The 13,602-nt window shown below is 72.3% G+C and carries 15 protein-coding genes; 4 read left to right on the top strand and 11 right to left on the bottom strand.

The genetic code is table 11. From position 1 onward, the window contains the following. The 5 genes from AC1DU4_RS21235 to AC1DU4_RS21215 form a co-directional block, all read right to left on the bottom strand. The coding region (locus AC1DU4_RS21235; RefSeq protein ID WP_477843187.1) for a DEAD/DEAH box helicase at positions 1-1,323 on the bottom strand (1,323 nt) is incomplete at its 3' end. A 325-nt stretch (positions 1,324-1,648) separates the two neighbouring features. Further along, on the bottom strand, positions 1,649-2,482 hold the full coding sequence (locus AC1DU4_RS21230) for a mycofactocin-coupled SDR family oxidoreductase (protein WP_477843185.1): 834 nt from the start codon (positions 2,480-2,482) through the stop codon (positions 1,649-1,651). A gap of 315 nt (positions 2,483-2,797) precedes the next feature. After that, positions 2,798-3,211 carry a molybdenum cofactor biosynthesis protein MoaE gene (locus tag AC1DU4_RS21225; RefSeq protein WP_477843184.1) on the bottom strand — a complete coding sequence of 138 codons (414 nt, stop codon included), beginning with the start codon at positions 3,209-3,211 and terminating at the stop codon, positions 2,798-2,800. Further along, positions 3,204-4,199 carry a bifunctional molybdenum cofactor biosynthesis protein MoaC/MoaB gene (gene moaCB, locus AC1DU4_RS21220; RefSeq protein ID WP_477843182.1) on the bottom strand — a complete coding sequence of 332 codons (996 nt, stop codon included), beginning with the start codon at positions 4,197-4,199 and terminating at the stop codon, positions 3,204-3,206. The genes AC1DU4_RS21225 and moaCB overlap by 8 nt, the downstream gene beginning before the upstream one ends. Continuing rightward, complete coding sequence (locus tag AC1DU4_RS21215) at positions 4,196-5,392, bottom strand: molybdopterin molybdotransferase MoeA (RefSeq protein WP_477843180.1); 1,197 nt, start codon at positions 5,390-5,392, stop codon at positions 4,196-4,198. The genes moaCB and AC1DU4_RS21215 overlap by 4 nt, the downstream gene beginning before the upstream one ends. Before the next feature lie 101 nt (positions 5,393-5,493). Here AC1DU4_RS21215 and moaA point away from each other — a divergent pair, with 101 nt between their 5' ends. Both moaA and AC1DU4_RS21205 read left to right on the top strand, forming a co-directional pair. Continuing rightward, positions 5,494-6,567, top strand: a complete 1,074-nt coding sequence (gene moaA / locus AC1DU4_RS21210; RefSeq protein WP_477843178.1) for a GTP 3',8-cyclase MoaA — start codon at positions 5,494-5,496, stop codon at positions 6,565-6,567. Continuing rightward, a complete protein-coding gene (locus tag AC1DU4_RS21205) occupies positions 6,560-6,814 on the top strand; it encodes a MoaD/ThiS family protein (RefSeq protein ID WP_477843176.1) in 255 nt (84 codons plus the stop codon). The genes moaA and AC1DU4_RS21205 overlap by 8 nt, the downstream gene beginning before the upstream one ends. Before the next feature lie 23 nt (positions 6,815-6,837). Here the strand turns inward: AC1DU4_RS21205 and AC1DU4_RS21200 are convergent, their stop codons facing one another. Both AC1DU4_RS21200 and nadE read right to left on the bottom strand, forming a co-directional pair. Continuing rightward, positions 6,838-7,611 (bottom strand): SDR family oxidoreductase, encoded by a 774-nt coding sequence (locus tag AC1DU4_RS21200; protein ID WP_477843174.1) that lies wholly within the window; start codon positions 7,609-7,611, stop codon positions 6,838-6,840. A 3-nt stretch (positions 7,612-7,614) separates the two neighbouring features. Continuing rightward, the gene (gene nadE, locus AC1DU4_RS21195) at positions 7,615-8,454 is read right to left on the bottom strand and encodes an ammonia-dependent NAD(+) synthetase (protein WP_477843172.1); all 840 of its coding nucleotides are present in this window, start codon (positions 8,452-8,454) and stop codon (positions 7,615-7,617) included. A 77-nt stretch (positions 8,455-8,531) separates the two neighbouring features. Here nadE and AC1DU4_RS21190 point away from each other — a divergent pair, with 77 nt between their 5' ends. After that, positions 8,532-9,086, top strand: coding sequence for a nucleosidase (locus AC1DU4_RS21190; RefSeq protein ID WP_477843170.1), 555 nt, complete (start codon positions 8,532-8,534; stop codon positions 9,084-9,086). A gap of 43 nt (positions 9,087-9,129) precedes the next feature. Here AC1DU4_RS21190 and AC1DU4_RS21185 read toward each other — a convergent pair whose 3' ends face one another. Continuing rightward, positions 9,130-9,915 carry an META domain-containing protein gene (locus tag AC1DU4_RS21185; protein ID WP_477843168.1) on the bottom strand — a complete coding sequence of 262 codons (786 nt, stop codon included), beginning with the start codon at positions 9,913-9,915 and terminating at the stop codon, positions 9,130-9,132. 9 nt (positions 9,916-9,924) lie between these two features. Continuing rightward, positions 9,925-10,515 (bottom strand): TetR/AcrR family transcriptional regulator, encoded by a 591-nt coding sequence (locus tag AC1DU4_RS21180; protein WP_477843191.1) that lies wholly within the window; start codon positions 10,513-10,515, stop codon positions 9,925-9,927. A 121-nt stretch (positions 10,516-10,636) separates the two neighbouring features. On the opposite strand from AC1DU4_RS21180, the gene AC1DU4_RS21175 reads away from it, so the two are divergent. Beyond that, entirely contained in the window at positions 10,637-11,203 is a 567-nt protein-coding gene (locus AC1DU4_RS21175; RefSeq protein ID WP_072845072.1) for an NAD(P)H-dependent oxidoreductase, read from the top strand. A gap of 71 nt (positions 11,204-11,274) precedes the next feature. Here AC1DU4_RS21175 and AC1DU4_RS21170 read toward each other — a convergent pair whose 3' ends face one another. Continuing rightward, positions 11,275-12,000, bottom strand: coding sequence for an SAM-dependent methyltransferase (locus AC1DU4_RS21170; RefSeq protein ID WP_477843166.1), 726 nt, complete (start codon positions 11,998-12,000; stop codon positions 11,275-11,277). Positions 12,001-12,010: 10 nt separating this feature from the next. Further along, complete coding sequence (locus AC1DU4_RS21165) at positions 12,011-13,492, bottom strand: carboxylesterase/lipase family protein (protein WP_477843164.1); 1,482 nt, start codon at positions 13,490-13,492, stop codon at positions 12,011-12,013. Positions 13,493-13,602 lie beyond the last annotated feature (110 nt).

Genomic DNA, 13,602 nt, shown 5'->3' with positions numbered 1-13,602 from the left:
GCGTCCGCCGCCCTGAGCGCCACCCTGACCGCCGCGTCCGCCGCCGGCCTGGCCGCCGCCGCGGCGCTGACCGCCACCGCCGCCGCCACGACGGGCACCGCCGCCGTTACCTGCCGGCTGCGGCGCAGCCTGGGGGACCGGAACCACGTGCGGCGCGATCTCGCCGACCAGTGCGTTCACCGGGTCGGAGTCGGCCGTCACCTGCTGCGGGGTCACCTTGATGGCGGCCTTGCGCATCAGGATGGCCAGGTCCTTGCGCTGCTCGGGCAGCACGACGGTGACCACGTCACCGGCACTGCCGGCGCGGGCCGTACGTCCCGAGCGGTGCAGGTACGCCTTGTGCTCGGCCGGCGGGTCCACGTGCACGACCAGTTCCACGTCGTCGACGTGCACGCCGCGGGCGGCGACGTCGGTGGCCACCAGCACCCGGGCCGAGCCGGCCGAGAACGCGGCCAGGTTGCGGTCGCGGGCGGCCTGCGAGAGGTTGCCGTGCAGGTCCACCGACGGGATGCCGGCCTCGGTGAGCTGACGCGCGAGCTTGCGCGCCTGGTGCTTGGTGCGCATGAACAGGATGCGGCGACCGGTGCCCGATGCGAGCTTCTGCACGAGCACCTTCTTGGCCTCGACGCCCGCGACGTCGAAGACGTGGTGGGTCATCGCGGCGACCGGCGAGTTGGCCTCGTCGACCGAGTGCAGCACCTCGTTGTGCAGGAAGCGCTTGACCAGCTTGTCGACGCCGTTGTCCAGGGTCGCCGAGAACAGCAGCCGCTGTCCGTTCTGCGGGGTCGCGGACAGGATCCGGGTGACGACCGGCAGGAAGCCGAGGTCGGCCATGTGGTCGGCCTCGTCGAGGACCGTGATCTCCACGGCGTCGAGGGAGACGAACTTCTGCTTCATCAGGTCCTCGAGGCGGCCCGGGCAGGCGACGACGATGTCGACACCGGCCTTGAGTGCCTGCACCTGACGGTGCTGGGAGACGCCGCCGAAGATGGTGGTGACCTTGAGGTTGTACGCACCGGCCAGGGGCTCGAGCGCGGCACTGATCTGGGTGGCCAGCTCGCGGGTCGGGGCCAGGATCAGGCCGACCGGGTGGCCCGGGCGGCGCTTGCCGCCCGCGAGGTCGCCGGCGAGCCGGGCGACCATGGGAATGGAGAAGGCCAGCGTCTTTCCGCTGCCCGTCTTTCCGCGGCCGAGCACGTCGCGGCCGGCGAGCGTGTCGGGAAGGGTGTCGACCTGGATCGGGAACGGCGAGGTGATTCCGTTGGCGGCAAGCGCCTTCACGAGGGGATCGCGCACGCCGAGGTCGGCAAAGGTTTTCGTCATGTGGGTCGAGGCCTTTCAGGCATCGGGTTGCGCTGGTGACCGCACGGGGGAACTGCTGTTCCGCGCATCTGTCAGCACAAGTTTGGCGAGATTGCCGGTGGGCAAAATCGATCGCCGCAAGAAGAGCTTGTGCTGGATGGCACCAATCAACGGATCGAGTGAGTCACACTCACGGTCATGCGTTGAGGAAGCGTTCCACGACGTATGGCGGCCAAAGGGTCGGCGCCAAGTGAGACCCAGCATAGCCGACGGGCCGGGGTGGTCCGGGGTCGGTTGCGTCACACCCGACCCCGGGTGCCGGGGTGGCCGGTTCGCGGTGAGCGCGCTACTTGAGGGTGTACCCGGCGTCGACCGGTAGGGTGACGCCGGTGATGTAGCGGCCGCCGCGGCCACAGAGGTAGATCATCGCCTCGCTGATGTCGGACGGCTCGAGAATCGGGACCGGCATCGGGTTCTGCAGTCCGGCAAGGCTTCCCGGGTGCTCGTTGAGGAACTGTCCGAACGGCCGGTTCATGGACATTGTTGTCGCCACCCCGGCGGGGTGCACGGTGTTGACCCGGATGTTCTTCTCCGCCAGAGTCATTGCGTAGTACCGCATCAGGCCCACCTCGGCATGCTTCGCGGCGTGGTAGCCGGCCGTTCCGTGGCTGCGGACGCTGAAAGCCTGATTCACCGACTTGAGGCCGGCCGTCGAGCTGGTGATCACGACGGCGCCGCCGTCACCGTGTTCGAGCAGCGCGGGCAGGGCCGCCTCGATCGTGTAGTAGACCCCGTGGAGCATGACCTCGACGGCGTCGACGAATGCGGACATCTCGTGACTCTGTTCGCCCATGACCGGCATGATCCCGGCGTTGGCGAGGACGAAGTCGACGCGGCCGAACTCGGCCACCCCCATCTCGACCACCGCCTGCAGTCGCTGGAAGTCACGCACGTCGGCCTGCTCGGCGACGATACGGCGGCCGGTCTTCTCGACGAGGTTGACGGTCTCGTCGAGGTCCTCGCGGGTGGCCAGCGGATAGGCCACGCTGTCGATCTGATCGCAGAGGTCCACGGCGATGACGTCGGCGCCCTCCTCGGCGAACCGCACCGCGTGCGAACGGCCCTGTCCCCGTGCGGCGCCGGTGACAAAGGCCACCTTCCCCTCGAACTGCTGTGACATGACTACCCCTCTCGGCAGCGCTGACCTGCCCAGGATGGGCGGCATCAGCACGCGAGACTGGATCGGCGGGCAGATTCGACACGTGCGCGAACTCGATCGGCAGGACGGACACCGCCGACTGCGTCGCGAACCACGGCCCCGCGAAAGTGGACGAATTCGGCGAGCCCGATTGCAACAGATGCATCACCCCCGGCGTCAGTGCTGGTGAGAGCGTGGCGTGAGCCCGTGCTCGGCGCACTGACGACTGCGATTCTATCGGGTCTCGCGCGAGAATTCTCCTGCCGCGAGAGCATGACGGGGCAGTCGCGCCTCGAACTACAGGCCCACCCACTCGGTGACCCCGTCGGCGAAGTGCTGACGCTTCCAGATCGGTACCTCGGTCTTGATCCGCTCCACCAGCAGCGAGCACGCGGCGAAGGCCTCGGCCCGGTGCGGGGCGGCGGCCGCGGCGACCAGCGCCAGGTCCCCGACGACCAGCTGGCCCACCCGGTGCACCGCCGCAACCGGCAGGCCCGTCTCGGCCGAGACCTGCTCGCAGCAGGTCCGCAGGAATCGCTGCGCATCCGGATGTGCCTGGTACTCGAGTGCGGAAACCGGCTGTCCGCCATCGTGGTTGCGGACCACACCGCTGAAGAGCACCACGGCGCCGTGCTCCGGACCGGCGACCGCGGCGTCCACCGCGGCCGGGTCGAGCGGGTCCGGCGAGATCGCGGCCAGCAGGTCACCCATCGTGAGACCCGCCGCCCGCGACCTGTGCCAGCAGGTGGTCGAGGACCGGTTCGAGCACCGAGATCCCGTCGCGCACACCGCCGGGGGAGCCGGGCAGGTTCACCACCACGGTGCGTCCGGCCAGCCCGGCCAGGCCGCGGCTCAAGGTGGCGTGTGCGGTCTTCTCGGTTCCCTTACGGCGCATGGCCTCCGCCAGGCCCGGGAGCTCGCGGTCCAGAACCGCCCGGGTGGCTTCGGGGGTCCGGTCGGTGGGGGAGGCGCCGGTGCCGCCGGTGCTCAGCACCAGCGCGGGCGCGCCGCTGAGCGCGTCGGCCAGCCCCGCCGCGATGTCCGCGTCCGCGTAGACCAGCGGACCGCGCACCGAGAACCCCTGCTCGGCAAGCCAACTCACCAGCTCGGGTCCGGTGGTGTCGGTTCGGGTACCGCTCGCGCCGCCGGTGGACGCCACCAGCACGACCGCCGACCGGGCCGGGAGGTCCCCGGCCGGGGCGGGCCCGGGGTCCGTGGCCGCGGTCGCAGCGTCGCGCACCCAGTGCCCGCGCTTGCCGCCGTCCTTGGTGAGCAGTCGCACCGCGTTCAGCGTCGCGGCCGGGTCGAGGGCCTTGACCATGTCGTGCAGCGTCAGCCCGGCGACCGCGACCGCGGTCAGCGCCTCCATCTCCACCCCGGTCTGGCCGGAGGTCTTCGCGGTCGCCTCGATGGCGATGGTGGTGTCGGTGAACGCGAACTCCACCTTCACCGACGACAGCGCGAGCTGATGGCACAGCGGGATCAGTTCGGAGGTCTTCTTGGCCCCGGCGATGCCCGCGATTCGCGCGGTGGCCAGGACGTCGGCCTTCGGCATGCCGTCGGCACGCACCAGTGCGACGACCTCGGCGGTGGTCTGCAGTTCGCCCGCGGCCACCGCGACGCGCGCGGTGCTGGCCTTGGCGCTCACGTCGACCATCCGGGCCCGGCCCTCGTCGTCGAGATGGGTCAGCTCACTCATAGCGGCCACACCTGCACGTTCTCTCCCGCTTCCATTGTCGTGACGTCCGCCGGCACGTCGATCAGGACATCCGCCCTGGCCAGCGCCGCGACCAGGTGCGAACCCGGTCCCGACTCCAGTCTCACACCCTCGTCGGCGAGGCGCCCGCGCAGGAACTGGCGTCGGCCCGCCGGTGAGGTCAGGGGGCCGGCGAGGGCGCGGGTGCCGGCGTGCACGGGGGCCAGTCCGGCGGCCCGCCGCAGCAGCGGGCGTGCGAACACCTCGAAGGAGACCAGCGTGCTCACCGGGTTGCCCGGGAAGCTCAGCACCGGGACGCCGTCGACCACGGTCAGTCCCTGCGGTCCGCCCGGCTGCATCGCGACGTGCCCGAACCAGCCGCCGAGCGGGGTGAGCACCTCACGCACCACCTCGAACTCGCCCATCGACACCCCACCGGAGGTGAGCACCAGGTCGGCCGACTCGGTGGCCCGCCGGAGGAGGGCGCGGAACTGGTCCGGGTCGTCCGTGCTGCTCTCGGCGAAGACCACGTCCGCGGAGTTCGTCGTCAGGCTCGCGGCCAGGGCGATGCCGTTGGACTCGTAGATCTGACCGGGCCGCAACGGGTTTCCCGCGGCGACCAGTTCGCTGCCGGTGGTGAGCACCGCGACCCGGGGCCGGCGCCGGACCGGCAGCTCGGCCGCACCGACCGCCGCGAACATCGCCAGGTGCCGTGCGGTGAGGACCGCGCCCGCGCCCAGCAGCAGGTCCCCGGCGTGGACGTCGCTGCCGCGGTCGCGGACGAACTCGCCGGACGCTCGCCCCCGGTGGACGGTGACCGTGTCCGTCGCCGCCCCGGCGGTGGGTTCGGTGTCCTCGACCGGCACCACCGCGTCCGCGCCCTCGGGGAGCGGCGCCCCGGTCATGATCCGGACCGCGGTGCCGGGCACGAGCCGGGCGGGTCCGGCCGACCCCGCCGCGACGGTCGCGGAGACGGGCAGCGTGACGGGCACGGTGCGGACCGAGTCGGCCGCGACCGCGAACCCGTCCATCTGCGAGTTGCGGAACGGCGGCAGGTCGAGGGGGGAGTGCACGTCGGAATCGAGCACGCGACCCAGCGCCGCCGCCACCGCGACGGACTCGGTGTGCGGCGTCAGGGCCGGGCCGAGCAGGCGCGCCACCGCGCGCGCGTGGTCTTCGACAGATCTGCTGGTCATCGCGATCCCTCAGGCATGAGATCACATCCTAGGCAGGCCGCCGGTCGGTCGCGTACCGCGTCCGGGCGGCATACTGGACCGCAGGAGAAGGCGGTGACCCGATGACGACGACGCAGCGACCGGTGCAGATGGGGCTGCCCCGTGTGCGCCCGCGCGCGGACGCCTCGGCGGCCGACCGCCCCGAGGTCCCGGAGCTGGTGGACCGGTTCGGCCGGGTCGCCCGCGACCTGCGGGTCTCGATCACCGAAAAGTGTTCGCTGCGCTGCACTTACTGCATGCCCGCCGAGGGGCTGCCGCAGATTCCGCGCGAGCGACTGCTGAGCGTCGCGGAGATCGTGCGACTGGTACGGATCGCGGTCACGGACCTGGGGGTGCGGGAGGTCCGCTTCACCGGTGGCGAACCCCTGATGCGCCACGACCTCGAGGAGATCGTCGCGGGCTGCGCCGCGGCGGTGCCCGGGGTGCCGCTGACCATGACCACCAACGCCGTCGGGCTCGAGCACCGGGCGCGGGGACTGGTCGCGGCGGGCCTGAGCCGGGTCAACGTCTCGCTCGACTCGGTGGACCGCGCCCACTTCGCCGAACTCACCCGCCGGGACCGGTTGCCCGCGGTGCTGGCGGGTATCCGGGCGGCCGCCCGGGCGGGGCTGACGCCGCTCAAGGTGAACGCGGTGCTGATGCCGGAAACCCTTGCCGGCGCAGCGGATCTGCTCCAGTGGTGCCTCGACGAGGGCTGCCGGCTGCGGTTCATCGAGGAGATGGCGCTGGACGCGGACCACGCCTGGGACCGCGACTCGATCGTCGACGCGGCCCGGCTGCTCGACGTGCTCGGGGAGCGGTTCACGCTGCACCCGGTCGAGCGCGAGGACCCGGCGTCGCCCGCCGAGGAGTGGCTGGTCGACGGCGGACCGGCGACCGTCGGCATCATCGCGTCGGTGACGCGGAACTTCTGCGACGCCTGCGACCGGACCCGGCTCACCGCCGAGGGCACGGTGCGCTCGTGCCTGTTCAGCGACGACGAGGTGGACCTGCGAGCCGGGCTGCGGTCCGGCGCCACCGACGCGCAGCTGGCCGGGCAGTGGCGCGCCGCGATGTGGGACAAGTGGGCCGGTCACGGCATGGATTCGGCGGGTTTCGAGCCGCCGCGACGGAGCATGGGGGCCATCGGTGGCTGACGGTTCGGTGACGGTGCGGTACTTCGCGGCGGCGGCAGAGGCCGCCGGGTGCACCGAGGAGACCTTCCCGCTGGGCGCCGGTGCGAGCCTCGGCGAGCTCCGGACGGCACTGGCCGCTCGGCACGGGGAGCGGATGGAGCGGGTGCTCGCGGTCGCGGCCTTCCTGCAGGACGACGAGCTGACCCGCGATCCGGCCGTGCCGGCGGCGGGCCGGGTGGACGTGCTGCCACCGTTCGCCGGCGGCTGAGCGGTCCCGCCGGGTGCGGTGCGCTAGCCGGCCGCCAGCCACTGCGCGAAAGTGGTTCTCCCGTAGCGGTTCTCGGGGGTGAGGTTGCCGCCCGCGCGCAGGAAACGGCCGAACTCGCCGGGAAGCGGCACGTCGACCACCCGGGCCCGGCTGCCGGTGACCCGCTTCCAGGTGGTGGCGAGCTCACGCATGGTCAGCACCTCGGGTCCGCCGACCTCGATCGGCCCGTCCGGGCCGGGCGCCTCGGACAGCGCCGCGTCGGCGAGCGCTCGGCCCACGTCGGCCGGGGCGATCGGCTGGAACGAGACGTCGGTGAACGCGGGTACCAGCCCGCCCCGAGCGGCCGGCCGGAAGATCATCGACAGGAACGAGTGGAACTGGGTGGACCGCACCACCCGCACGTCCAGCGCCGACGCCGAGTAGATCCGTTCCTGCTCGGTCAACGCCTGGTAGTAGGCGAACGCCGGGCGGTCGACGCCGACGATGGACAGCAGCACGGCGCGGCGGACCCCGGCGGCCTCGGCCGCCCGCACCAGGTTCCGGGCGCCGTCGGTGAAGACCGGCCGGGCCTTGCGCGAGCGGCCGTCGGCGGCGCTGACCAGCACCTCGACCCCGGCCAGGGCCTCGGGCAGTCCCTCGCCGGTGCGCAGGTCGCCGCGCACGTGCCCGACCGCCGCGGCCGGGTCCGTGGGCGCGTGCCTGCTGAGGACCCGGACCAGGTAGCCGCGCGAGCGCAGCGCCCGGGCCGCCGCGCTACCCGCGGTGCCGGTGCCGCCGACGACCAGTGCCGTGGTCACCGGTCACAGCCACCACGTGTCGAGCGGGGTGACCGGGACGGTGCGCTTGTGCCGGGTCGCCAGGTACAGGCTCTCGAGCCGCTCGGAGACCGTCGCACTCACGTCGCGGCCCTCGAGGTAGTCGTCGATCTCGCTGTAGCGGACCCCGAGTGCCTCCTCGTCGGGCAGCGCGGGCCGGTCGTCCTCGAGGTCGGCGGTGGGGACCTTGCTCCAGGTGCTCTCGGGGGCGCCGAGGTGCGCGAGCAGGGCCGCGCCCTGACGCTTGGTGAGGCCGGTGAGCGGGGTCAGGTCCACCCCGCCGTCGCCGAACTTGGTGAAGAAGCCGGTGACCGCCTCGGCGGCGTGGTCGGTGCCGATCACCAGGTAGCCGAGCTGGCCCGCGACGGCGTACTGGACGACCATCCGCTCGCGCGCCTTGATGTTGCCCCGAACGAAGTCGCGCAGTTCGCCGCCGTCGCCGACGATCGCAGCCAGACCCGCCGCGCTCTCGGCGGCGACCGCGTCCACGCTCGGCTTCACGTTCACCGTCACCGACCGGTCCGGCGCGATGAACTTCAGCGCGATCTGGGCGTCGTGCTCGTCGGCCTGGACGCCGTAGGGCAGCCGGACCGCGACGAACTCCGCGGGGTGGCCCTCCGCCCGCAGTTCGGTCGTGGCGAGCTGCGCGAGTCGGCCGGCCAGCGTGCTGTCCTGCCCGCCGCTGATGCCCAGCACGAATCCCTTTGCGGGCGTGGACAACAGGTAGGACTTGAGGAAGTCGACGCGGGTGCGGACCTCGTCGGCGGGGTCGATGGTCGGCTGCACGCCGAGTTCCTTCTGAATCTGGGCGCGGAGGTTGTCCATGCGGGCCACTCTATCGAGGGCGGCCCGGGCCCGCAGCGGCGTCGGCGGCGGGCGGGTGGGTCGATAGAGTGCCCGTCGTGACCACCGCACCGATTCTCGTCGTCTCCGCCACCGCCGGGGAGGCCGCCCATGTCCCCGGCCGCTTCGAGGTGCTGGTCACCGGGATCGGCAAGGTGAACGCCGCCGTCGCGGTCACCGAGGCGCTGGCCCGCCACCGCCCCGGCGCGATGCCGTTGGTGGTCAACATCGGCACGGCGGGTGCGCTGCACGACCGGCACGCCGGGCTGTTCCTGCCGTCCGCGGCGCTCAACCACGACATCAGCGCGGAGGTGCTGCGGTCGCTCGGGCACCCGGTGCTGGACCGGATCGGTCTCGACGACGGCGACGGGACCGTGCTCGCGACCGGCGACGCGTTCGTCTCCGACGCGGCGGTGCGGGACGCGCTCGCAGTGCGGGCGGACCTGGTCGACATGGAGGGGTTCGCGGTGGCCTCGGCGTGCGCGCGGATGGGTGCGCGCTGCCGGCTGGTCAAGCACGTCAGCGACCGGGCCGACGACTCCGCGATGGACTGGCCCGCCCAGGTCGACGCCAGTGCGCGGGTCCTYGCGCACTGGCTCACTCAGAACCTCTAGGGCAGGGGCTCGCCCCTCCGGGGCCGGGACAGGGGGAGTCGCGCTACTGGGCGTGCAGGCCCAGGCCGTGACCCTCGGCGTTCATGATGCGCAGCCGGTCGGCGTCGATCGTCGCGGTGGTCTCGCCGGACAACGCGGTCAGCACGGCCTGCTCGATCTCGGCGGTCTCCGGCGTGCAGGCCATCCGGGTGACGCCGAGGGGGCCGAAGGTCACCTTCTCGCCGGCGACCTGTGCGGTGCCGAACATCCGGTTGCAGCCGGTGAAGCCGGTGACGGCGCCGTCGGCGGCGATCTGCAGCGACGGCTGTGCGGTCTCGAGCGCGCGTGAGGTGGTGATGGCGGTCGGGGTGATCAGCGTGTCGACGATCCAGACGGTGTCGGTCAGCGGGCGGTCCGGCTGCGCGACCTTCTTGTCGAGCAGGGTGACGGTGGCGGCGTCGGTGCGCAGGGCGAGGGTGTTGCCGTCGAGGCTCCAGCGCGGGTTCTCCTCGAAGAACCCGGTCATCCACTGGTCGGACAGGGCGGCGTCGCCGACGCAGGCCATCATCGTCATCGCCAGCGGTCCGGTGTCGATGGTGCCGCCGGAGAGGTCGGCGCTGCCCGTCGCGCGATTGCAGCCCGCGTGCATGGCGATCCGGTCGGGCTCGGGGAAGGTGACGGTCAGCGGCCCGCCGCCCGGGATCGTGGTGCCCTCGACGTCGGTGGAGACGAACGTGCGTCCCAGCAGCTCGGCGTTCGGCGGTCCGTCGCTGGCGACCGCGGAGTTCGAGCAGGCCGTCAGGGTGAGCGCGGTGAAGAGGGCAAGTCCGGCGGCGCGACTGATGTGCATAACCGGAGCTTAGCCAGCACTTGGGGTTCCGGTGACGAGGCGCACCAGGGTTTCCCAGCCGTCGGCGATCCGGTCGACGGGCATGTGCAGCTCGCGGATCTGGTAGAGGACGAGGCCTGCCTCCAGGGTGGCGAGCAGTGCCTGGGCGAGGAGTTCGAGGTCGCCTGCGGCCTCGGTCTGGCGCAGCAACGCGACCACATGGGTGAGGCTGACCTGCCGGGCGGGGCCGCCGAACCGGAGTTCGGGGGAGACCTCGACCGCGCGCAGGGTGTCGCCTTGCAGTTCCACGATGGCCAGTCGGGCGCGGCCGAAGGCGATCAGTCGGGCCACGGCGTCGGCGCCCGGTCCCAGCGGCGGCGGACCGGTGAGAAACGCGCCCTGCAGTTCGTGCTCGCTGTGGTCGAGCAGGGACTGCATCAGCCCGGATCGGCTGCCGAACCGTCGGAACACTGTGCCCTTGCCCACACCGGCGCGCTCCGCGACCGCATCCATGGTGACCGCGTCGGCGCCGCGCTCGGAGACCAGCGCGGTGGCCGCTTCCAGTAGCAATGCGCGGTTGCGGACGGCGTCGCAGCGTTCGGCGTCGGGGCCGTCGGCCATCGGGATCGGGGTGTTCTGCACGCCGCGATCGTAGCCGCCCCGGGAACACAAGTGGACCGCAGTCCGTTTATGCTGTTGCATCTTCAACTGCATCGCCCCCGGACCCCGAAGGAATCTCCACATGACTGACACCCGTGTTCTCGTCCTCGTCGGCAGCCTGCGCGCCGGCTCCGTCAATCGGCAGCTCGCCGAGACTGCGGTCGCCCACGCTCCCGAGGGTGCCGAACTGACGGTGTTCGACGGCCTGGCCGTGGTCCCCTTCTACAACGAGGACGTCGACGTTCCCGGCGCGACCATCCCGGGCGCCGACGAGCTGCGCGCCGCCGCGGCCGCGGCCGACGCGCTGCTGCTGGTCACCCCCGAGTACAACGGCACCATGCCCGCCGTGCTCAAGAACGCGATCGACTGGATCTCGCGGCCCTACGGCGCCGGCGCGGTCTCCGGCAAGCCGGTCGCCGTGATCAGCGCCTCGCCGAGCCCGAACGGTGCGCAGTGGGCGCACGCCGAGGCCCGCAAGGCCGTGGGCATCGCGGGCGGCAAGGTCGTCGAGGACGTCACCCTGTCCATCGGCGCCACCCATGAGAAGTTCGGTGCCGGCCACCCCAGCGAGAATGCGGAGATCGTGGCCGAGGTCACGAAGGCGGTCGCCGAGCTCGTCGCCGCCGCGAAGGACCTCGTCGACGCCTAGTCAGCTGACTACTCGGTCCCGTACCGACACGTGAGGCCCCGGCCGGATGCATCCCGCATCCGGCCGGGGCCTCACTGTGTCCGGGGGCTGCTCGTTTCCCGACCGCTCACTTTCTCACCGCCGAGACGAGCCAGCGGTCGCCGGCGGTGGGTTCGCCCTCGAGCGGTGTCGCGTCGCGTCCGTACCGCCGTGCCAGGTCGGCGGTGGCGAAGGCCCGCGCCGACGGTGCTGCCCGGTGCCGACAGGCAGGCGACGCGGTTCATCAGGGTGTCGACGTCCTCGGGTGTCAGGTACATCAACAGGCCCTCGAGGATCCAGGCGGTGGGGATGTCGTCGCGGAAGCCCGCGCTGCGCAGCGCCGCCGGCCAGTCCTCACGCAGATCGACCGCGACGGGTACCCGGGTGGCCGGGGGAGGGGGTGCGGTGTCGGCCAGCACGGACATCTTGAACTCCAGCATGTCCGGTGTGTCCAGTTCGAACACGGTCACCGGTGCGGGCCAGCGCAGCCGGAACGCGCGGGTGTCCAGACCGGCGCCCAGAAACACCGCCTGGGCGCAGCCGCCTGCCACCGACTCCACCGCGAAGTCGTCGAGGAACTTGGTGCGGGCCGACATCCACGTCACCAGTTGGTCCCGGGTGAGTCCGGAGATCCCCTCGGCTGGTGGGTCCCAGCCCGACGCCCGGACGAATTCCCGCGCCCATGGGTCGTCGAACAGTCGATCGTCACGTTCGCTCTCGAGTGCGCGGGCGGCGGCGACGAACACCGCGGTCGCCCCCACACCGGTTGGCCGATTCATGGTCGCCCCCTCACCGCACGCCGTCCCACAGCGCCCGCAGGGTGGGGTTCGGGTCGGTGACCAAGGGATCGTCGGCGCCGAACCGCCGGACCGTGCGGTCGCTGCCGTAGGCCGGCCAGCCCGGGTTGCCCTTATCCACGAACGACACCCAGGCGCGGTGCATCTCGTCGGCCAACTCCTGCGGCGGCTGGGACCCCGCCAGCGGTCTGCCCGCGGCGTCGTGCAGGGTGTCGAACACGAAGCTGATCTCCAGGCCGTGGGTGGCGCCCAGACGCCCGTCGAATTGTGGTGACCGCCAGGCAAACTCGTAGACGAAGGTGTCGGCGCCGTGATCGGCCCGGGCCTCGGCGGCCCGGATCGCGGGAATCGTGAAGGTGCGGTCGCGCAACACCGCGGCCAGCACGTCGCCGGGGGTCGAGCCCGGTCGGGCCCGGTGGTAGGCCGGCAGCGCGGTCGCCGCGTCGAGGCCGAGTGCGGTGGCGGTCAGGGCCAGGGCGTCCTCGCCGACCGCGTCGGCGATCCCGGTCGGCGTCAGGAACAGGGTGAACTCGTCGGCGTTGGTGCCGATCAACAGGTCCACGTCGGCGCCGGCGCCCGCGGCGAGCGCGTCGACCGGGCGGGCGGTGAGGACCTCGCCGTCGACGCACGGCTCGAACGCCATCGAGTCGGCGGCGATCTCGCCCCACAACTCGGGGTTCGGCTCGCGGGCGATCCGCGCGGACAACTCGGCCTGCGCCGCGGTGAGGTCGGTGGCCGGGACCGAGGCGAACCCCTCGACCGTCGGCGGCACCGAGAGCTGCTCGGCCAGCGCCGCGGTCACCCGGCGCGCGGTCTCGGCGGCCATCACGTGATGGCCGGCGCCGCTCTGCGCCACGGCCCGTCCGAACAGCCCCGCAGACTCGGGCATGGACAACAGCGTCGTCACGCTCATCGCGCCCGCCGACTCGCCGGCGACGGTGACCCGGTCCGGATCGCCGCCGAAGCAGCCGATGTTCTCGCGGACCCAGCGCAGGGCCGCGAGCTGGTCGAGCACCCCACGGTTCGCCGGGGCGTCGTCGATCAGCAGGAACCCCTCGGCTCCCAGCCGGTAGTTGACCGTGACGCAGACGACCCCGTCCCGCGCGAACGCGGTCCCGTCGTACAGGCTGACCGCGCCCGAGCCGTGGACGAAGGCGCCGCCGTGCAGCCAGACCAGCACCGGCAGCCGGCCGTCGAGGTCCGGGGTCCAGACGTTGAGGTTGAGGTAGTCGTCGCCGGCGATCACGGGTTCGGGCAACAGTTTCGCCAGCGGGTCCGGGTACGGGGGTTTGGGCGCGGTCGGGCCGTAGCCGGTGGCGTCGCGGAGCCAGTCCCAGTGCGGCGCGGGCGACGGCGCCGTGAACCGTCGCCGGCCGTCCGGCGCGGCCGCGTAGGGGATCCCCTTGAAGGAGAGCACTCCGTCGTGCGCCGCCCCCCGCATCGCTCCCTGGGCGATCGAGACCAGTGGTTCCACGTCTGCCTCCGATGGTCGGGTCCACCGTTCGAGAACTGAAGGTGTGTCTGCGCCGACGCGCCGCGGGGCGGAAATTGCCATCGCGGTGCCCGGAGACGGTGGGCTACTGA

It is taken from the genome of Rhodococcus sp. P4_F5 (assembly GCF_056401315.1).
This window is presented reverse-complemented; position numbering and strand designations above follow the sequence as displayed.